The sequence below is a fragment of the Moorena sp. SIO3H5 genome, assembly GCF_010692395.1.
In the GTDB taxonomy this organism is placed as follows: domain Bacteria; phylum Cyanobacteriota; class Cyanobacteriia; order Cyanobacteriales; family Coleofasciculaceae; genus Moorena.
Window position 1 is genome coordinate 1 of record NZ_JAAHHS010000160.1, and the last position, 15941, is coordinate 15941.

Here is a 15941-nt window from a genome sequence, read left to right on the forward strand (position 1 = left end):
TAAACCCAAATCAACCTTAATTGCTTTCCTATCAACTACTGGCATTGCCAGTGCTGTTTTGTTGGGTTCAGTTAGTCCAGCTGAATCTTGTATGTACAAAAAGTCCCTTAACTACATAAGATCCGAGCAAGTGAATTGGTTACGCTCTCCTTGGGCAGCGGTTATTACCTTGCCAGGATTAGCTATAGCAGGAGCTTTGTACCTGGGTAATCGCTATTACCTAAGCGATCGCCAGTGAGCTTGTCAGCATTCAGCCGTCAGCATTCAGCCGTCAGCTTTGTGGCACAGGCTTCTAGTTTGTGGCACAGGCTTCTAGTTTGTGGCACAGGCTTCGACGCTGGGACCTAACGTAGCGTGGCCAAAGGCCAAAGCTTACCTCTTTTATTCACAAGCTGATAGCACCTCAAGTAGCGTGCGCGTAGCGCATTAGCTGATAGCTGATAGCACCTCAAGTAGCATGGGCATTAGCTGATAGCTGATATAGCAATCCGTGTAGGAATTGTGCGAATTTTTGTTCCCTGTTCCCGTCTTGATGCAATAGCGAGTGGGGGAAACCCCCAAGACCGCGCTGCATCGCTACTCCCTACTCCCTGCTCCCTGTTCCCTGTTCCCTGTTCCCTGTTCCCTTGGCTATAGCTGATAGCTGATAGCTGACAGCTGATAGCTGAATGCTTACCAAAAAATTGATTAAAATCCAATCAGAGATACTAGTCATAATCAGTGGATAAATCACTAATGAGCCAGGAAATCGATCAAGATTCAAGAGTTCAACAAGAGCGCCAATCAGAAACAGCATCTGTCAAACCAGAGCAAGTAACCTATACTCAAAAGACAGAGCGCATCCAAGCTTTTACCCAACTGATTAAGTCCGTGGCTCCACTGATTTGGACTGTAGTAATTATTATTGTATTCATTCCCTTAGTCAGCAAACTTGTTATCCCCTATTCGAGCAATTCTGCTCAAATTAACCCCTCCACTGAATCAACAGTTGTTATTGAACCCCGTCCCGACTTTAGCAAAGTTAATCAAGCGGTTGCTGATGCCGTTAAAGCATCTCACGCCAGTGCTGAAGCCTTTGCCGCCCAGGAGTTAGATAGTTGGGAAGCAGAGTTAATACCTCGTGTGGATAGTTTTTTGGACTGGTATTTTGATTATTTCAATCAAAAAAAGATGGAGCTATCAGTTCCGTTTATGTGGGGAGCATCTGCTATCATGCATCAAATCAATCCCAAGCTACCCTCTGGCAAGGAAGCCATTGACGCCAAACTTACCGAGACGTTCCAAAAAGAATTTTCTAAACGAGTAATAGTTCCTCAGAATGCTCAAATGAGGATGGAACTAATAACGAATGATACGATAGAATTATATATGGCTGACTTGGGAAACAATCTTAGTGACATCCAAAGCCAATATCAAATTCCTCAAGGTCAGTGGGATAGATATATTAACGAAATTTCCACCACAATTAATGATACAGAAGGAAACCTATCCAATATTTCCTTGAAATTGTTAATTGGCGGTAGTGGTTACTTGGTCGCTAAACCTATTCTGGTTTCCATGGGAGGAAAAGTAGCGAGTAAAGTTAGCAGCAAACTAGCTGGCAAAGCCGCTAGCAAAATGGCCGCAAAAACCGGTGGTTTAGTGGCAACGGAGTTAGGAGCAAGTATAATTGATCCCCTGGCTGGTATCGGTTTATTGATTTGGGATGTTTGGGATTACCGTCACACCCTGAAAGTCGAAAAACCTATTTTACGCAGCAATATATTAGGATACTTACAACAGGTCAAAAAATCTCTGTTGAACAATCCTGAAACTGGGATTATGACAGCAATTTATCAGTTAGAAGATGGGATTTTACAGTCAGTTGAATCGTAAGCGGTAAGCGGTCAGTGGTCAGTGGTCAGTGGTCAGCAGTCAGCGGTGCGTGGCACAGGCTTTGGCCTTTGGCCACGCTGTGCGAACGACGCTGTGAGGTAGCGCATATGCTGACCGCTGATCTTAAGCTGCTAATACAGTTTCTTTACTTCTAATCCCTTCCTCTGCGTACTCCTGTAGAACAGGCTCATAAATTTCAGGAATAGTGGGATATTTCAGACCTGTAAGATTCAGGGAACCTTCCAATAATCTTCTAGCAATCATTGCAGCGGTCTTGGAAGTCAGTTGTGAACAGATAGAGTAATGGTCACCCGGTTTAGCAGAAGGATTGGTTATAGAAATGATGCGTTCTTTTTTGCCGGGGTATTGCACGAGGATGTCGTAATACATGATAATTTGATCCACTTCTGTATCCCCTGGCTGATAAACGCCCAGTTTCTGAACCAGTAAGTCAGAGATTACATCACAATAGGAGGGCGAATCTTTGGGGGGAATAATCGGCTTGTCGTCAAACAGACCCAGCCATTGATAGCCCATGATAATTTCATGGGAAACTGGTATACCCAATTTCTGAGCCACCAACGCTTTAGCATCACCATTTGTGCTGCCACACAGTTCTAGCACAATTTCCTGATAAGTTTTCTCAAGCAGTTCAGGGCGATATTGTGTATCACAGAAGCCAAGATCAATCAATCCCTGTAAGGTCTCTCCCCAACCGGGGTATCTTAATGTTCCATGATAGAAGTTTCTAACATTATCAATGCCGTAAACCTTAGGGTATAGATACGCTCCAGAATCTGAATTTGGACGAGATTCAAATGTGCCTATATTGGGAACTTCAACCGTTCTAGTTTCTAAATAAACTTTGTCTCCTGGAATCAGGGGTATCTGGGAGTCCTTGATCCAGTCTCCAGAGCCATCTTTGATCTTAACCGAAGCAAAAATGGATTTTTTAGGAGCCCAAAAGCACTTATAACCAAACGGGTTAATATTAGGATTACAGGGTAGTACACCAACATGATACCAGAGATCGATAATCTCTCCGCCCTTAGCATGCACATCGTCAATGAGCTTTTTACCGATCATGCTGCCATACCCAGGATCTGTGCCAGCCTCTGTCACAATGGCAATGCCTTTTTCTTTTGCCTGTTGATCCAATTGTTCAAATTCTTGCTGAGTCTTAAACAAGTAGCCGATATGGCAGGTCATTATCAATGACACACTATGTTCCAGACAGTATTTTGTCACAAGGGGCTGATAGGGACCGGGTAAAAAGCTGATGACAATACTACTTTCTTTAATCAATTGATCAAGAGCCTGATTTTCGGGATTTGACCGATCAATGTCAATAAGATAGAAACTGCGCCTTGAATGCTGATTGACGATTTCTTCTGCAGTCATCTTATTCCTAGAGGCTACAGTAATGTGATAGCCTCGTTCATTAAGATAGTCGCACAGAGGAGCAACTGACACACCCGAACCTAATAACAAAATGTTTTTCATCTAAATATCCTCATGCATTATCAACAATTAATTCAGGGATTACTACTGTATTAGGAAGATTCAATAACATCAGCACGATATCGGCTATAGTTTCTGGTTGAATCATCTTTTCTGGAGATAAAGGAGAAGAGTTCTTTGCCATATTTGTGTTAACCCATCCTGGGCAAAGCGCGGTTACTCTTACACCATCTTCTTTAGCAGCATGGAACATGGCATGTGATGCCGCTAAAAATCCAAACTTACTGATAGAATAGCCAACTTTACTGTCTTCAATGTATTTAGCACCGTTGGAAACAATGTTAATAATCCGGCCTTGACTGCTCTGACGCAAATACGGTAAAACCAAACGTGTAAGACGTATCGGTGCTTTTGTATTTACATCCAGCATTTTATCCAGTAGTTCTTCGTTATCATCTTCAATATCCACGGAATGAAAAATGCCAGCATTATTAATTAGGCCATCTATCCTATGAAAGACATCGAGGGTTTTTTTGATCCATTCATGTTCTGTATTTGGATAAGCTGAATTATAAGAAACCAATAACACCTTATCCTTTGGCAGTGCTAAAATATCTTTGGTTACCCGATCTAACTCTCTGACGCCAAGGCTAAGAAGAAAGCCATATTCATGGAGTTTAAGTGCAATTGCTTTGCCTATGCCGCGATTAGCACCTGAAATCATAACAACTTTTGCCATGGTTATAATAGCTTTGCCTGCTTATTCATAACAGCTTTTAAACATCGTTGCCGATAATCAGCATAAAAATAGTCAGTATGGCCTTCTTGCAATTTGGTGAGAACCCATAGTAATTCCCTTAGCAGGATGGCATCTTGGTGGATGGCGAGTTTATCTCTATTCAGAGATATTTTTGAGTATGCTTGAAGAAACAGCTCAGTTTGCTGGTTATCGAGATGGTGGAAATGGATAAATGCAGCAAGATCAGAATAACTATCATTCATTCCTGCCATTTCCCAGTCCAGAAATATAGTTTTTTGACCTTTCAAAAAATTTCCGTAGTAAAGATCATTATGGCAAAACTTGATGTCACTAGATTGATGATAGGCATCTAATTGATTTCGTGTGATTTCAATAAATTTTTGAATTTTTTTTATTGTATCATTAGAGTTTAGGTTTAATGAATGCCAGTATCTATCCAGTAAATCTTTAATATGATAGATATGACTAATCGGTGAAAGTTCATGGATTTTACGGATGTATTCCCCAAAAATCTTCAGTGCTTCTGCAGTTCTGATTTCTTTAAAAGTCCAGACTGGCGCATCAATAAATTCAGTAATTATTGAGTTGTTTTTGAGGTCAAATGCGATCGGCTTCACTCCAAGGGCTGCACCATATGCTTTTTTAAGAATTGAATATTCTACTTGTCTGTTAATTCCCTGTACTTCTGATGTATGACAAATTTTTATAAAAAAAACTCCACTATCTGTATAAACTTTAAAGTTTTGGTTGTTTTTACCTTCGGTTAATTTTTCAACCCTGCTAATAGCTACCTTTTTTAGGGAAGGGAGATTTGAGAATATCTGCTCTACAACAATCGGATCTGATTTGTAAAATCCAAAGGGCTGAACATCTGATTCTGCCAAGGTTAGCGTTTCACAAATTATTTCCGACTGCTGTAGTTGATTCATTAGGATTCTCTTGCCTATTCCTAATTGTTGACTTTTTATAGCTGAGCTATGGACTGTAGCTGGACTTAACTCCAGTTCTGGTAGCCTCGTATGTGCCCAGGGTGGTAACCTAATCTCAATTTGGTATAAATTGTAACTTAAAAAAATCTAATTAAACCAATTTTTGTTACAATTGAAAAAAATAATGGTCAAAATCAGTACTTTTGTTCTAATCAATCGCTAAACTTTCAACAGGTGCGACCTGTGGCGCATTTAATTACGGGTCAAAGGCACCTAGTATTTTGAGCAAGAAAGAATAAACCGTTGCGAACGCGCCCCGCGTCGGCTAAGCTGAATTGCTATTAGGATTTTTTAGATTTATCAAATCACATTATCAATAATCTGGGAATTATTGATAATGGAGGCTGCGTATTAACATTGATGCAGCAGATTTGGTTGTGGTTTCCACGGGGCAATCAAGGTGCGTTCACCTAGTGTCTCCTAGGTCGAATAGGAGTGTAACGCTATTCCTTATTACCTATTCCCTGCTCCCAGCTGTTGAAGCTCCCTACTCCTGCGCAACCCAGAACGAAAGTACCTCACCGAATTGAAAACTGCTGATAGCTGATACGCGGCACGCTGATAGCTTACCTTAAACTTTAAACCTGCAACCTTAAACCTTGGCCAAAAGGCCACGCTAGGCGAACAATTTTAAAAGATTGATGAATTTGCTCTAAAACTGTGCCCAATGCCTTGACATATCGCCAAAAATTAGAGTAGACAATCAATAACATATGCTTACAGTTTAAACCGGATTGAATATTACTCAACCTGGGGCATCCTATGGAAATTTCCTTAATTAAACAAGGGCAATTAAATGCCCAGAACTGGTCTGGCACCGACATAACACCAGACCTATCAGTGGTGGTACCAATCTACAATGAGGTGGAGAGTTTGCCTCACCTGATTGATGCGATCGCATCCACCTTAACCGATACTCAGCTCAGCTATGAGCTGATTTGTGTCGATGATGGCTCAACAGATGGTTCAACCCAACTGCTCAAGGAGCAAGTCCTCTCTCGCCCTAATTTGCGAGGGGTAATTTTGCGTCGCAACTATGGTCAAACTGCTGCCATGGCAGCTGGGTTTAATAATGCTCGGGGCCGTTCCATTGTTACCTTAGATGGTGACCTACAAAATGATCCAGCCGACATTCCCATGCTGCTTGCCAAACTAGAGGAAGGGTATGACTTAGTTAGTGGCTGGCGTAAAAATCGGCAGGATGCTGCTGTGACTCGTTTACTGCCATCCAAAATTGCCAACTGGCTGATTGGACGGACAACTGGGGTTAAACTCCATGACTATGGCTGTTCTCTGAAAGTTTATCGCTCGGAATTGGTAGCGGACATGAACCTCTACGGTGAGTTACATCGGTTTTTACCAGCCTTGGCATATATTGAGGGGGCAAGAATTACCGAGTTACCCGTCCGTCACCATGCTCGTCGCTATGGTAGTAGTAAGTATGGTCTGGGGCGAACGTTCCGGGTGCTAATGGATTTGTTGACCATCTTCTTCATGAAGAAATTCCTCACCAGACCCATGCATGTCTTTGGATTACTAGGTCTGAGTTCCCTAGGTACGGGCATAATCATTGGGGCTTATCTGACCATTCTCAAGGTAGGTCTCAATGAAGATATCGGGGATCGGCCTTTACTGATCTTGGCAGTACTCTTGTTCTCGACTGGTGTACAACTGTTTAGTCTTGGTCTACTGGGGGAAATACTGATGCGTACTTACCATGAATCTCAGGGAAGACCGATTTATCGGGTTAGAGAAGTGGTCTCTTCTAATCTTGAGCAAGGTTAGTGATATCACTGGGAAATCAAGTTGGTTAGTGGCTAACCAAAGTATGACCCCGTGTCATATGCGCTACGCGCAGGCTACACCGAACAGCTGTCAGCAAATTTAAATGCATATGAGGTTAGCCGCCAACCAAGGCGATTTCTTAAAGATTGAAAATTTGTAAAGATTATATGAAGTTAATCATCAAGATTTGAGTAAGAGCCAGATTAACCGTTGATTTGGATAATTTATTTAGGTTTTAATTAAATCAAAATTTTTTAGATAAAAAATTTTTTCAAACCAGTTCTGCATAACACTTATTTGGGCAGTAGAGCTCTTCCTCAGGGAAGAAATTAGGAGCAATTTTAGTTTCTAGTTAAAGAATGCTTGAATCCCTTGGTATCAGTGTTTACCCTTAAGTGGTACATTCTTGCTCAGTGAGGGCTGTTAGTCATAGCTGAAATTAACTACTGGTTATTGTTAACTTCTATTAAACTCTACCGGAAACTTACTGAGAAATAATGAAGTTTTCATCAATATGGCTTGAAAATTGGGCGCTCTTGATCAGAGTGCTTTAAAGATAGAGGGAGATCAACGTGTATTTAACGAACAAAACTGATCGGCTTACTGATCAGCTTGACATCAAAAGCAGTAGGAATGAATTGACTCTCTCGGAGAATCAACCAGTCTCCTATGATCAACGAAATCTGACTAGGATGAAGATTCTATTACTCGCTCCTCATCCGTTTTATCAGAATCGTGGCACACCCATCGCAGTCAACCTAGTGTTGAAGGTGCTTTCTGAACGGGGAGACCAGGTTGATGTCGTCACTTATCCTGAAGGGCGTGACATCAATTATGAAAATATCACTGTATACCGAACCCCTAAGCTTTCTTGGGTTCGCAATATACGACCAGGCTTCTCCTGGAAGAAAATCGTCTGTGATTTTTTCATGTTGCTTGCTGTAATTCGCTTAGTGACTAAAAAACGCTACGATTTGGTTCATGCTGGAGAGGAATCAGTCTTTATTGGTTTAGGGCTCAAAATCCTGTGTAAAATTCCCTATATCTATGACATGGATTCATCTCTAGCCCAACAAATGATTGAAAAGTACCCTTTGCTACAATTTGTTTCGTCAGTATTCAATTTTTTTGAAGGACTGGCTGTGAAGAATGCCAAAGTGGTGGTTTCAGTTTGCGATGCTTTAGCAGCAGATATTCAAAAGTACAAGCCCAGAAAAACTGTAGTTATTCCAGATATATCGCTGCTTAACTCTAATCTTTAAAAGAACTCCTAAAAACCCTCTTTATTTTTAATTTTTATTTAAAATAACTAATAAATGTTAAGGATGAACGGAATAGATATTTCTGATATCGTAAGACTAAGTTTTATTTTGTAACGAAAGATAAGTATGATAGTGAAAATGTGCAGGTTTGTGTAAATTTTCGCTTCAAGATTCAACTTCAAGATTCAACTTCAAGATTCAAAATAGGTGTAACTATGTATAGTCATTTGAGGCGTGAGCTAGGAATCCGTAATGTACTCCTGATGTATGTGGGCAATCTGGAGACTTATCAGGGGATTGACCTACTTCTAGAAAGCTTCGCGTTGACCCTTGAGCACACTGATCAGGCTGACTTAGTCATTATTGGTGGAGAAGCCGACGACATTCGGAAATACACCAATAAGGCTCACTGTCTCGGGATACAACAACATGTCCATTTTTTAGGACCAAAACCAGTTGAGCATTTGGCTATTTATCTGGAGCAGGCTGATATTTTAGTCTCTCCGAGAACTAAGGGTAAAAATACCCCGATGAAACTCTACTCTTATCTCGATAGTGGCAAAGTTTTGTTAGCCACAGATTTGCCAACCCATACCCAGTTGCTAAACAATCACCTTGCTCTGCTGAAGAGGCCAGATGCCAAAGCTTTCGCGGAGGGAATGCTTGATCTGATCGCTGATGAAAAGCTACGACTGAAGCTGGGCACTGCTGGCAAAAAATTGATTGACAAAAGGCATACTTATGCAGCTTTTAGGGAAAAATTAAACAGTCTTTATGATTGGCTAAATCACGAGTTAGCAGAGCATACCGCCTAAGCAGACAACTAATGAGAAGAAACCTAGTAGAGTTAACCAGAAACTCTTACGATCTATTAGTGATCGGTGGTGGGATCTATGGAGCTTGCGTAGCTTGGGAAGCAAGCCTCAGGGGATTGTCAGTGGCCTTGGTGGAAAAAGCTGATTTCGGTGGTGCTACTTCTGCTAACAGCTTGAAGACCATCCACGGGGGATTACGGTATCTCCAGCATGGTGACCTTAAACGGATGCGTGAATCGATTCATGAACGCACCAGTTTAATGCGGATTGCCCCTAACTTAGTTCATCCATTACCAGTGTTGATTCCCACCTACGGCCATGGGATGAAGGGAAAAGAAGTGCTATCTGTGGCACTTGCGATCAATGACTTGATCAGTTGCGATCGCAATCGCCAACTCGATCCCCAAAAACACATATCCAATGGTCGAGTAATCTCTAAGCAACAGTGTCAGCAGCTGCTTCCAGGAATTCCCCAGGAGGGGCTAACTGGAGCAGCAGTCTTTTATGATGCTCAGGTCTACAACTCTGAACGGTTGACCCTCTCTTTTCTACGCTCAGCTGAGCAAGCTGGCGCAGTGGTGGCTAACTACGTAGAAGTGACTGGATTTCTTCAAGCTGGAAATCGGGTCACGGGTATTCAGGGCCAAGATGTGTTAAGTGGGAATCAATTCGACATCCGTGCCAAGACTGTGGTCAACACCAGCGGACCATGGATAAATCGGGTATTGAATTTACTGAAGCAACCCGAGCAGCAACCCGAGCAGCAACCCGAGCAGCAACCCCAGCAGCAACCCAGAGTTCCCCTGGCGAAAGCCATGAACCTGGTGATTCGCCGTCCCCTCTGCGAAAGCTATGCTGTGGGTATTTCAACTCAGAACTCCTATCGTGACTCCGATGCCATCGTCAACAAGGGGTCTCGCTTACTATTTATTGCGCCCTGGCGTGGTAAATCCCTGGTAGGAACATCCTATGCTGTTTGGGATCAAGACCCGGATAACTTCAACATTACCCAACAAGATATTCAAGACCTACTCGATGATATAAACCAAGCATGGCCATCGGTTAAACTCAACCAAGCCGATGTCGCTTTCGTCCATGGTGGCTTGCTTCCTAGAACTGGCATCACTGAGACCGGAGAGCCACAACTGGCTAAAAACTATCAAATCTTCGATCATGCCAAAGAAGAATTTCCAGGATTGATCTCGGTGGCTGGTGTGAAATATACCACTGCCAGAGATGTGGCTGAGAAAGTCGTTGACCAGGTATTTCGGTCATGGGGCCAAAAGCCTTCCAAGTCCCTGTCATCAGTTACACCAATTTACGGTGGACAAATCGAACAATTTGAAGTGTTTTTGCAGACGGAAATCTTTAAGCAACCCTATGGATTGGGGGAGGAGGTAATGCGCCGCCTCGTTTATAACTACGGTAGTGCCTATCAAGATGTACTGCTGTATTTAGAGCGAGTATCAGATCACTCCTCTGCACCTACTGATGATTTAGCTGTACTCAAAGCTGAAGTCTTGTATGGGGTTGTTGAGGAAATGGCTCAAACATTAGGTGATGTGGTGTTCCGGCGGACAGAACTGGGTAGTGCTGGTCATCCCGGAAACGAGGCCCTCAGAATCTGTGCTGAGGTGATGGGGGCGCAATTAGGATGGAGTCGGTCACAAATAGAGCTAGAGTTAGACAAGGTTAATCACATTTTTAATATGGGAGGTGCATTAAGTCAGGATAAAAGTATTGGAATTGAAACCCTTAACAGTCCGGTTAGTTTAGCCGAGAATATCCTTTGAGGTTTTGGTGCAATATTTTAGCTGAATCTGCTGGAAATAGCAGCAGTTTATAGAAATCAGGGAGGTTGATTAACAAAAATCCATGGTAGCTACCCCTCAAAACCATCAAGTAATCCTAATTGATGGTCACGTTCACCTTCATGACTGTTTTGATATCGATCAACTGCTGACGTCAGCTTGGGGTAATTTTAAGCAATTTTCTGGTCAAGCAGGTGATGGAAAAAATTTTAATGCTGTATTATTGTTGACAGAAATAGAGCATCAAAAATGGTATAAAAGGTTAGCTGATTTAGCGGACAACAATAATCAGTCTAGGGTAAGCCAGGGAAAACCTTGGATGTTCCACCGTACCCAGGAAGATTTGTCCTTATATACCTGTAACGCCTTAGGGCAAGGAATGTTCTTAATTGCTGGTCGCCAAATTGTGACAGCGGAAAACCTGGAAGTATTAGCGTTGATTACTGACCAAAACCTTGAAGATGGTTTACCCTTAGACGTAACGATTAAAGCAATTCTGTCTGCGGAGGGAATCCCTATACTCCCCTGGGGAGTTGGTAAATGGATCGGAAATCGGGGAAAACTATTACATAAGCTCTTGGAAGACAATAATTTTCCCAAGCTTTTTCTAGGAGACAATGGTGGACGTCCTGTATTCTGGTCACGACCAATTTTGTTTGCACAAGCAGAGAAAAAAGGATGGCGGATATTACCAGGAAGCGATCCACTTCCTTTAGCTTCTGAATCTTGTCGTCCTGGAAGTTTTGGATTTACTATCCAGGGTTGCTTGAGTAATGAAAAACCAGGAAAAGATATCAAGGAAATGCTAATGAATCCTATGACACCTATTCAGGCCTATGGGTCTCTAGAAAACCCCTGGCGATTTATTCGTAACCAATTAGCAATTCGGTCTAGAAAACATAGCAATTAAAAATAAACAAATGACTAAAGGAATTTAACAGTGGTTTCTACAGGTGATTTTCCCGAAACAGCCGATATCGAAACATCTTCTGAGGATTATGCCTCCCGTTTTGCCGGGGAAATTGGGGCTTGGCTACTGAAAGTCCAGGAAGACGCTACCTTGAAAATGCTCACTCCTTATCCTAAAGCCACCATCCTTGATGTGGGAGGAGGACATGGTCAACTCACCAGGGCTCTGATTCAAAATGGTTATCAACTCACTGTGCTTGGTAGTGCGGATGTCTGTAAGGGGAGGATTCAGAATTTTATTGATGCTAATCTTTGTTCCTTCAAGGTGGGCAATGTTTTAGATCTCCCTTACCCAGACAAAGCGTTTGATGTTGTAATTAGCTATCGATTCCTGGCTCATGTAACTCAATGGCAGTCTTTTTTAACAGAACTAAATCGAGTAGCAAAGCAAGCTGTAATCCTAGACTATCCGACAGTGAGGAGCGTAAATGCTATTGCCCCTTATCTATTTAAGTTTAAGAAAGGGTTGGAAGGAAATACACGAGAGTTTGTCTGTTATCAGGAACATGAACTTCTAGAATTTTTCAAATCTATTGGTCTGAGCAAAGCTGAGCGCTATCCCCAATTTTTTGTGCCTATGGTACTGCATCGGGCTTTCAAATCTACTAGCTTCTCTTCATTTATGGAGAAGTTAGCTCGACTCTCAGGCTTGACTAATTTGTTTGGTTCACCAGTAATTTTAAAGCTTACCAAGAATTAATAAATATGCTGATTAATAAAATTAATTGTATAGACTTGGTTAAATTCAAATATTTTTTAGGTTAGCTAAGAAAGTAGAATATGGAAGATCCTCAATTCAAACTCCCAACTGGCAGTCGCGTCTTAGTGACTGGAGCTACAGGGTTTACAGGTTCAGTTCTTGTACATAAATTAGCGGCACAAGGTTTAGATATCGTCGCTATTGCACGTCCTAGTTCTAAAATTGAGCCTTTCAAAGACCTTAAAATTAAATGGATTAGAGGGGATGTTTTTGATGAAGAGTTAATCAAAAAAGCCATAAAAGGAGTCAACTATATATTTCATATTGTAACTCCTTTTCGAGAAGCTAAATCCGCTGATAATGTCTACTACAATGTCCACGTTTTAAGTACAAAACTTCTAGCCAAATACGCTTTAAAAGAACCAGATTTTAAGCGTTTTATTCACGTTTCAACAATTGGTGTTCATGGTCATGTCGAAAATCCTCCTGGTGATGAAAATTGTCCAATGAATCCTGGAGATATATATCAAGAAACCAAACTAGAGGGTGAACTGTGGATCGGAGATTTTGCTAAAAAGGAAGGCTTACCAGTCACTGTGGTACGACCCTCAGGAATCTACGGTCCTGGGGAGAAACGGTTTTTGAAAATTTTTAAAATGGTTTGCCGTAAGTGGATACCAATAATTGGAAATGGCAGTAACTTACTGCACTTAATTCATGTTGATGATTTGACCAATTTTTTTATGCTATCAGCAACCCATCCTAAAGCAGTGGGAGAAGTTTTTATTTGTGGCAGTAAGGAGGCGATTACCTTCCAAAAAATGGTCTCTATTATTAGTGAATACTATGGAATTTCCTTTAAATTTATTAGTTTGCCAGCTGCTCCACTGTTTGCCTTAGGGGATTTTTTGGAATTCATCTGTCGTCCCCTGGGGATAGAACCACCTATTTATAGAAGACGGCTAGCGTTTTATACGAAAGACCGCTCATTTAACACAGCAAAGATGATCAATTTACTGGGGTTTGTGCCTGTCCATTCCGATGAAGAAGGGTTAAAGGAATTAGCCCAATGGTATCTTGACCAAGGATGGATATCTCTTTGATTTGGGTTAATGGGGATTCAATCAGTGAAAACTGGCTGGTTATACTGAATGAGTAAGTTTAATCATTAAGTTCTGATTATTATTATTCCTAAATTTTGGTCACAACTATTGGGATAGTTAATCCCATGAAAACGTAAGAATTTGCTAGTGATTGATTAAAAAATGAAAAAAATTACAGTTCTCGGTAACTTTTCAGGTCGCAATGCAGGAGATGCTGCTATTTTAGGCAATCTGCTCGATGATATTGCTGCAGCACATCCTGATGCGTTGTTTATAGTACCAACTCTTAACCCAGGCTTTGTCAAACGCCATTTTGGCCACCACAATATCAAAGCACTTGGACTGATGCCTTGGAATGGTGCTGTTAAGATTTTTGGTTTGCCAACTTTCCGAGCAATGTTGCAAGCTGATCTGGTGCTAGTAACCGATAACATTCTGTTTGATCGCAAGTTACTCAATCCACTGTTTAACTATCTCTCCACAATTTCCTTAATTGCCCCAGCTTGTAAGGCACGCGGTATTCCGATCGCACTTTACAACGCCAGTCTAGGACCAATTACTACATCACTGGGCAAGTCTGCTTTGCAAAGAGTTCTTGATGCTAGCCCAATGCTGATCCTGCGAGATGAGCAATCAAAGCAACTGCTTGACCAACAGAAACTGAATTATCAGGACGTTTACATCAATGCGGATTGCGCCATCAACACTACCCCGCCACCAACAGAACGTATGGAGGAGATCATTGGCAAAGAGGGGCTTTTCAAAAATCCGAAAGGCACTCTTGGTTTCAATATCAATGCCTACATCGATAACTGGCGCAAGGATAACAAGACTTTTGGGCGCGAACCCTTTTTGCAGGCAATTGGGTCTACTCTCGACCGACTGATTGAGGAATTAGACATTGAGATTATGTATACCATCACCCAAGTAATGGATACTAAAATTACCAACGAGAGTTTGAAGTATGTCAAGCGACGCGATCGCATCCGGGTAATCAGTAATGCGACTTACACCTACCAGGAAATTGCTGGCTTGCTAAAGCGGGTAGAAGTCCATGTGGGGATGCGGACTCATTCCGTAATTCTGGCTTCAGGAGTTCTCACCCCTGTAGTGGCCATTAACTCCTACCCTAAAACAGCAGGCTTCATGAAAACCATTGGTCAGGACAACTGGTTGATCAACTTTGATGAACTAACCACCAATACCTTGACAAATTTAATTAAGTCTGCATGGGAACAGCGCCATCAAACGCGAGCGGCCATGACACCACTGGTGCAGCGGGAGCAAGCTAAAGCCCGCAGTAGCGTTGAACTGGTGAGCCAATTGTTGGCCCAGGGGCAGCAATCTGAGGTGCAAGTTACAGCTTGAGCCATTGTCTACTCATCCTTTGAGTACAGAGAGGTAATATTATTTGAAAAAATCGAAGGCAACAGAATTAAGCATGTCTGAAGATGGCTATTTGCCACTTCACAAACAGGAGCACACTGAGCCATTGTATGTGGTTCCCAAGGATCTGTGTACCCGCTGCGGTGCTTGCGATCCCATCTGCCCTGTAGACTGCATTTCCTTTGACGAACACCAATACCCAGTTATTGATACTAAAACCTGTGTTGACTGTGGACTCTGTGTAAAAGTTTGTCCGGGTATAGAGTTTGACTACACTGCTCAATATAAGAAAATGTTCGGCGTTGAGCAGCCACCAGAGGGGCTTGGTGGCATTTACGAGAGCGCCTTTTTGACTTTCGCTAATAATCCCCAAGTGCAAGCAGAAGGCAGTGGTGGTGGACTCGTTTCCCAACTGCTGATTGGTATGGTCAAAGAAGGGATAATTGATGCTGCTCTAACTGTGGGTTATGAGCCAGATGATCCCATCACACCCACACCCGTGATTTGCCGCACCGAGGCAGAAATTCGAGCCACTTCTGGCTCAAAGTATTGTGTTGTCCCCCATGCCAAAGTCATACGTGACGTCAAAAAACTGGAAGGCAAGTTTGCCTTTGTCGGTGTAGGCTGTCAGATTGAGGGTTTACGCAAATTGGAGAAGGTCTATAAGCGTTTGGTACGCCGGGAAATCTTCACCATTGGCTTAGCTTGCCACGGCACCCTAGAAAAAGAGGGTACTACTGAGTTGCTATCCCACCGTCGTCTTCCCCAAGAGAAGATCAAGCGCTTCTTCTATCGTGGTGGTAATTTCCCTGGCAAGTTTCAGATCGAAACCCTTGATGGTCAGCGCCTCGACCTGCACAGGTTTGATTACAAGGATGGTGCCTATAATTACCTCTACCATCTCTATACACCCCAGCGTTGTCTGATGTGTCCTGACTATAGTGCTGAGTTTGCCGATATTTCAGTTTCCGACTTTTGGGTGCGCGGTGAGGATGGCGAGTACCTACACCCGGAAGGTACAAGCA

The 15941-nt window shown here is 42.3% G+C and carries 15 protein-coding genes; 12 read left to right on the top strand and 3 right to left on the bottom strand.

All coding sequences use genetic code 11. From position 1 onward, the window contains the following. The 3 genes from F6K52_RS18090 to F6K52_RS18100 all read left to right on the top strand — a co-directional run. A partial coding sequence (locus F6K52_RS18090) for a hypothetical protein (protein WP_293080325.1) occupies positions 1-238 on the top strand: 238 nt, incomplete at its 5' end. Positions 239-501: 263 nt separating this feature from the next. Then, positions 502-636 (top strand): hypothetical protein, encoded by a 135-nt coding sequence (locus F6K52_RS18095; protein WP_293080328.1) that lies wholly within the window; start codon positions 502-504, stop codon positions 634-636. Between the two features lie 99 nt (positions 637-735). Next, the gene (locus F6K52_RS18100; protein ID WP_293080331.1) at positions 736-1875 is read left to right on the top strand and encodes a hypothetical protein; all 1140 of its coding nucleotides are present in this window, start codon (positions 736-738) and stop codon (positions 1873-1875) included. A gap of 123 nt (positions 1876-1998) precedes the next feature. Here F6K52_RS18100 and F6K52_RS18105 read toward each other — a convergent pair whose 3' ends face one another. The 3 genes from F6K52_RS18105 to F6K52_RS18115 are packed head-to-tail and all read right to left on the bottom strand — an operon-like array spanning position 1999 to position 5025. Next, positions 1999-3378, bottom strand: coding sequence for a saccharopine dehydrogenase C-terminal domain-containing protein (locus tag F6K52_RS18105; RefSeq protein WP_293080334.1), 1380 nt, complete (start codon positions 3376-3378; stop codon positions 1999-2001). Positions 3379-3388: 10 nt separating this feature from the next. Further along, positions 3389-4075, bottom strand: coding sequence for an SDR family NAD(P)-dependent oxidoreductase (locus F6K52_RS18110; protein WP_293080337.1), 687 nt, complete (start codon positions 4073-4075; stop codon positions 3389-3391). A 2-nt stretch (positions 4076-4077) separates the two neighbouring features. Next, complete coding sequence (locus tag F6K52_RS18115) at positions 4078-5025, bottom strand: choline kinase family protein (RefSeq protein ID WP_293080340.1); 948 nt, start codon at positions 5023-5025, stop codon at positions 4078-4080. Between the two features lie 822 nt (positions 5026-5847). On the opposite strand from F6K52_RS18115, the gene F6K52_RS18120 reads away from it, so the two are divergent. The 9 genes from F6K52_RS18120 to F6K52_RS18160 form a co-directional block, all read left to right on the top strand. Further along, positions 5848-6870, top strand: a complete 1023-nt coding sequence (locus F6K52_RS18120) for a glycosyltransferase family 2 protein (protein WP_293080342.1) — start codon at positions 5848-5850, stop codon at positions 6868-6870. A 572-nt stretch (positions 6871-7442) separates the two neighbouring features. Then, on the top strand, positions 7443-8132 hold the full coding sequence (locus tag F6K52_RS18125) for a glycosyltransferase (RefSeq protein ID WP_293080344.1): 690 nt from the start codon (positions 7443-7445) through the stop codon (positions 8130-8132). Between the two features lie 215 nt (positions 8133-8347). Further along, positions 8348-8947, top strand: coding sequence for a glycosyltransferase (locus tag F6K52_RS18130; RefSeq protein ID WP_293080346.1), 600 nt, complete (start codon positions 8348-8350; stop codon positions 8945-8947). An 11-nt stretch (positions 8948-8958) separates the two neighbouring features. After that, a complete protein-coding gene (locus tag F6K52_RS18135; protein WP_293080349.1) occupies positions 8959-10740 on the top strand; it encodes a glycerol-3-phosphate dehydrogenase/oxidase in 1782 nt (593 codons plus the stop codon). An 82-nt stretch (positions 10741-10822) separates the two neighbouring features. Further along, positions 10823-11668 (top strand): hypothetical protein, encoded by an 846-nt coding sequence (locus F6K52_RS18140; protein ID WP_293080391.1) that lies wholly within the window; start codon positions 10823-10825, stop codon positions 11666-11668. Positions 11669-11698: 30 nt separating this feature from the next. After that, on the top strand, positions 11699-12427 hold the full coding sequence (locus tag F6K52_RS18145; protein WP_293080394.1) for a class I SAM-dependent methyltransferase: 729 nt from the start codon (positions 11699-11701) through the stop codon (positions 12425-12427). A gap of 80 nt (positions 12428-12507) precedes the next feature. After that, positions 12508-13530, top strand: a complete 1023-nt coding sequence (locus F6K52_RS18150; RefSeq protein WP_293080397.1) for an NAD(P)-dependent oxidoreductase — start codon at positions 12508-12510, stop codon at positions 13528-13530. A 162-nt stretch (positions 13531-13692) separates the two neighbouring features. Next, positions 13693-14898: a polysaccharide pyruvyl transferase family protein gene (locus tag F6K52_RS18155; protein ID WP_293080400.1), complete on the top strand. Its 1206-nt coding sequence runs from the start codon at positions 13693-13695 to the stop codon at positions 14896-14898. Between the two features lie 43 nt (positions 14899-14941). Next, positions 14942-15941: Coenzyme F420 hydrogenase/dehydrogenase, beta subunit C-terminal domain (locus F6K52_RS18160; protein WP_293080403.1), on the top strand; the 1000-nt coding region annotated here is incomplete at its 3' end.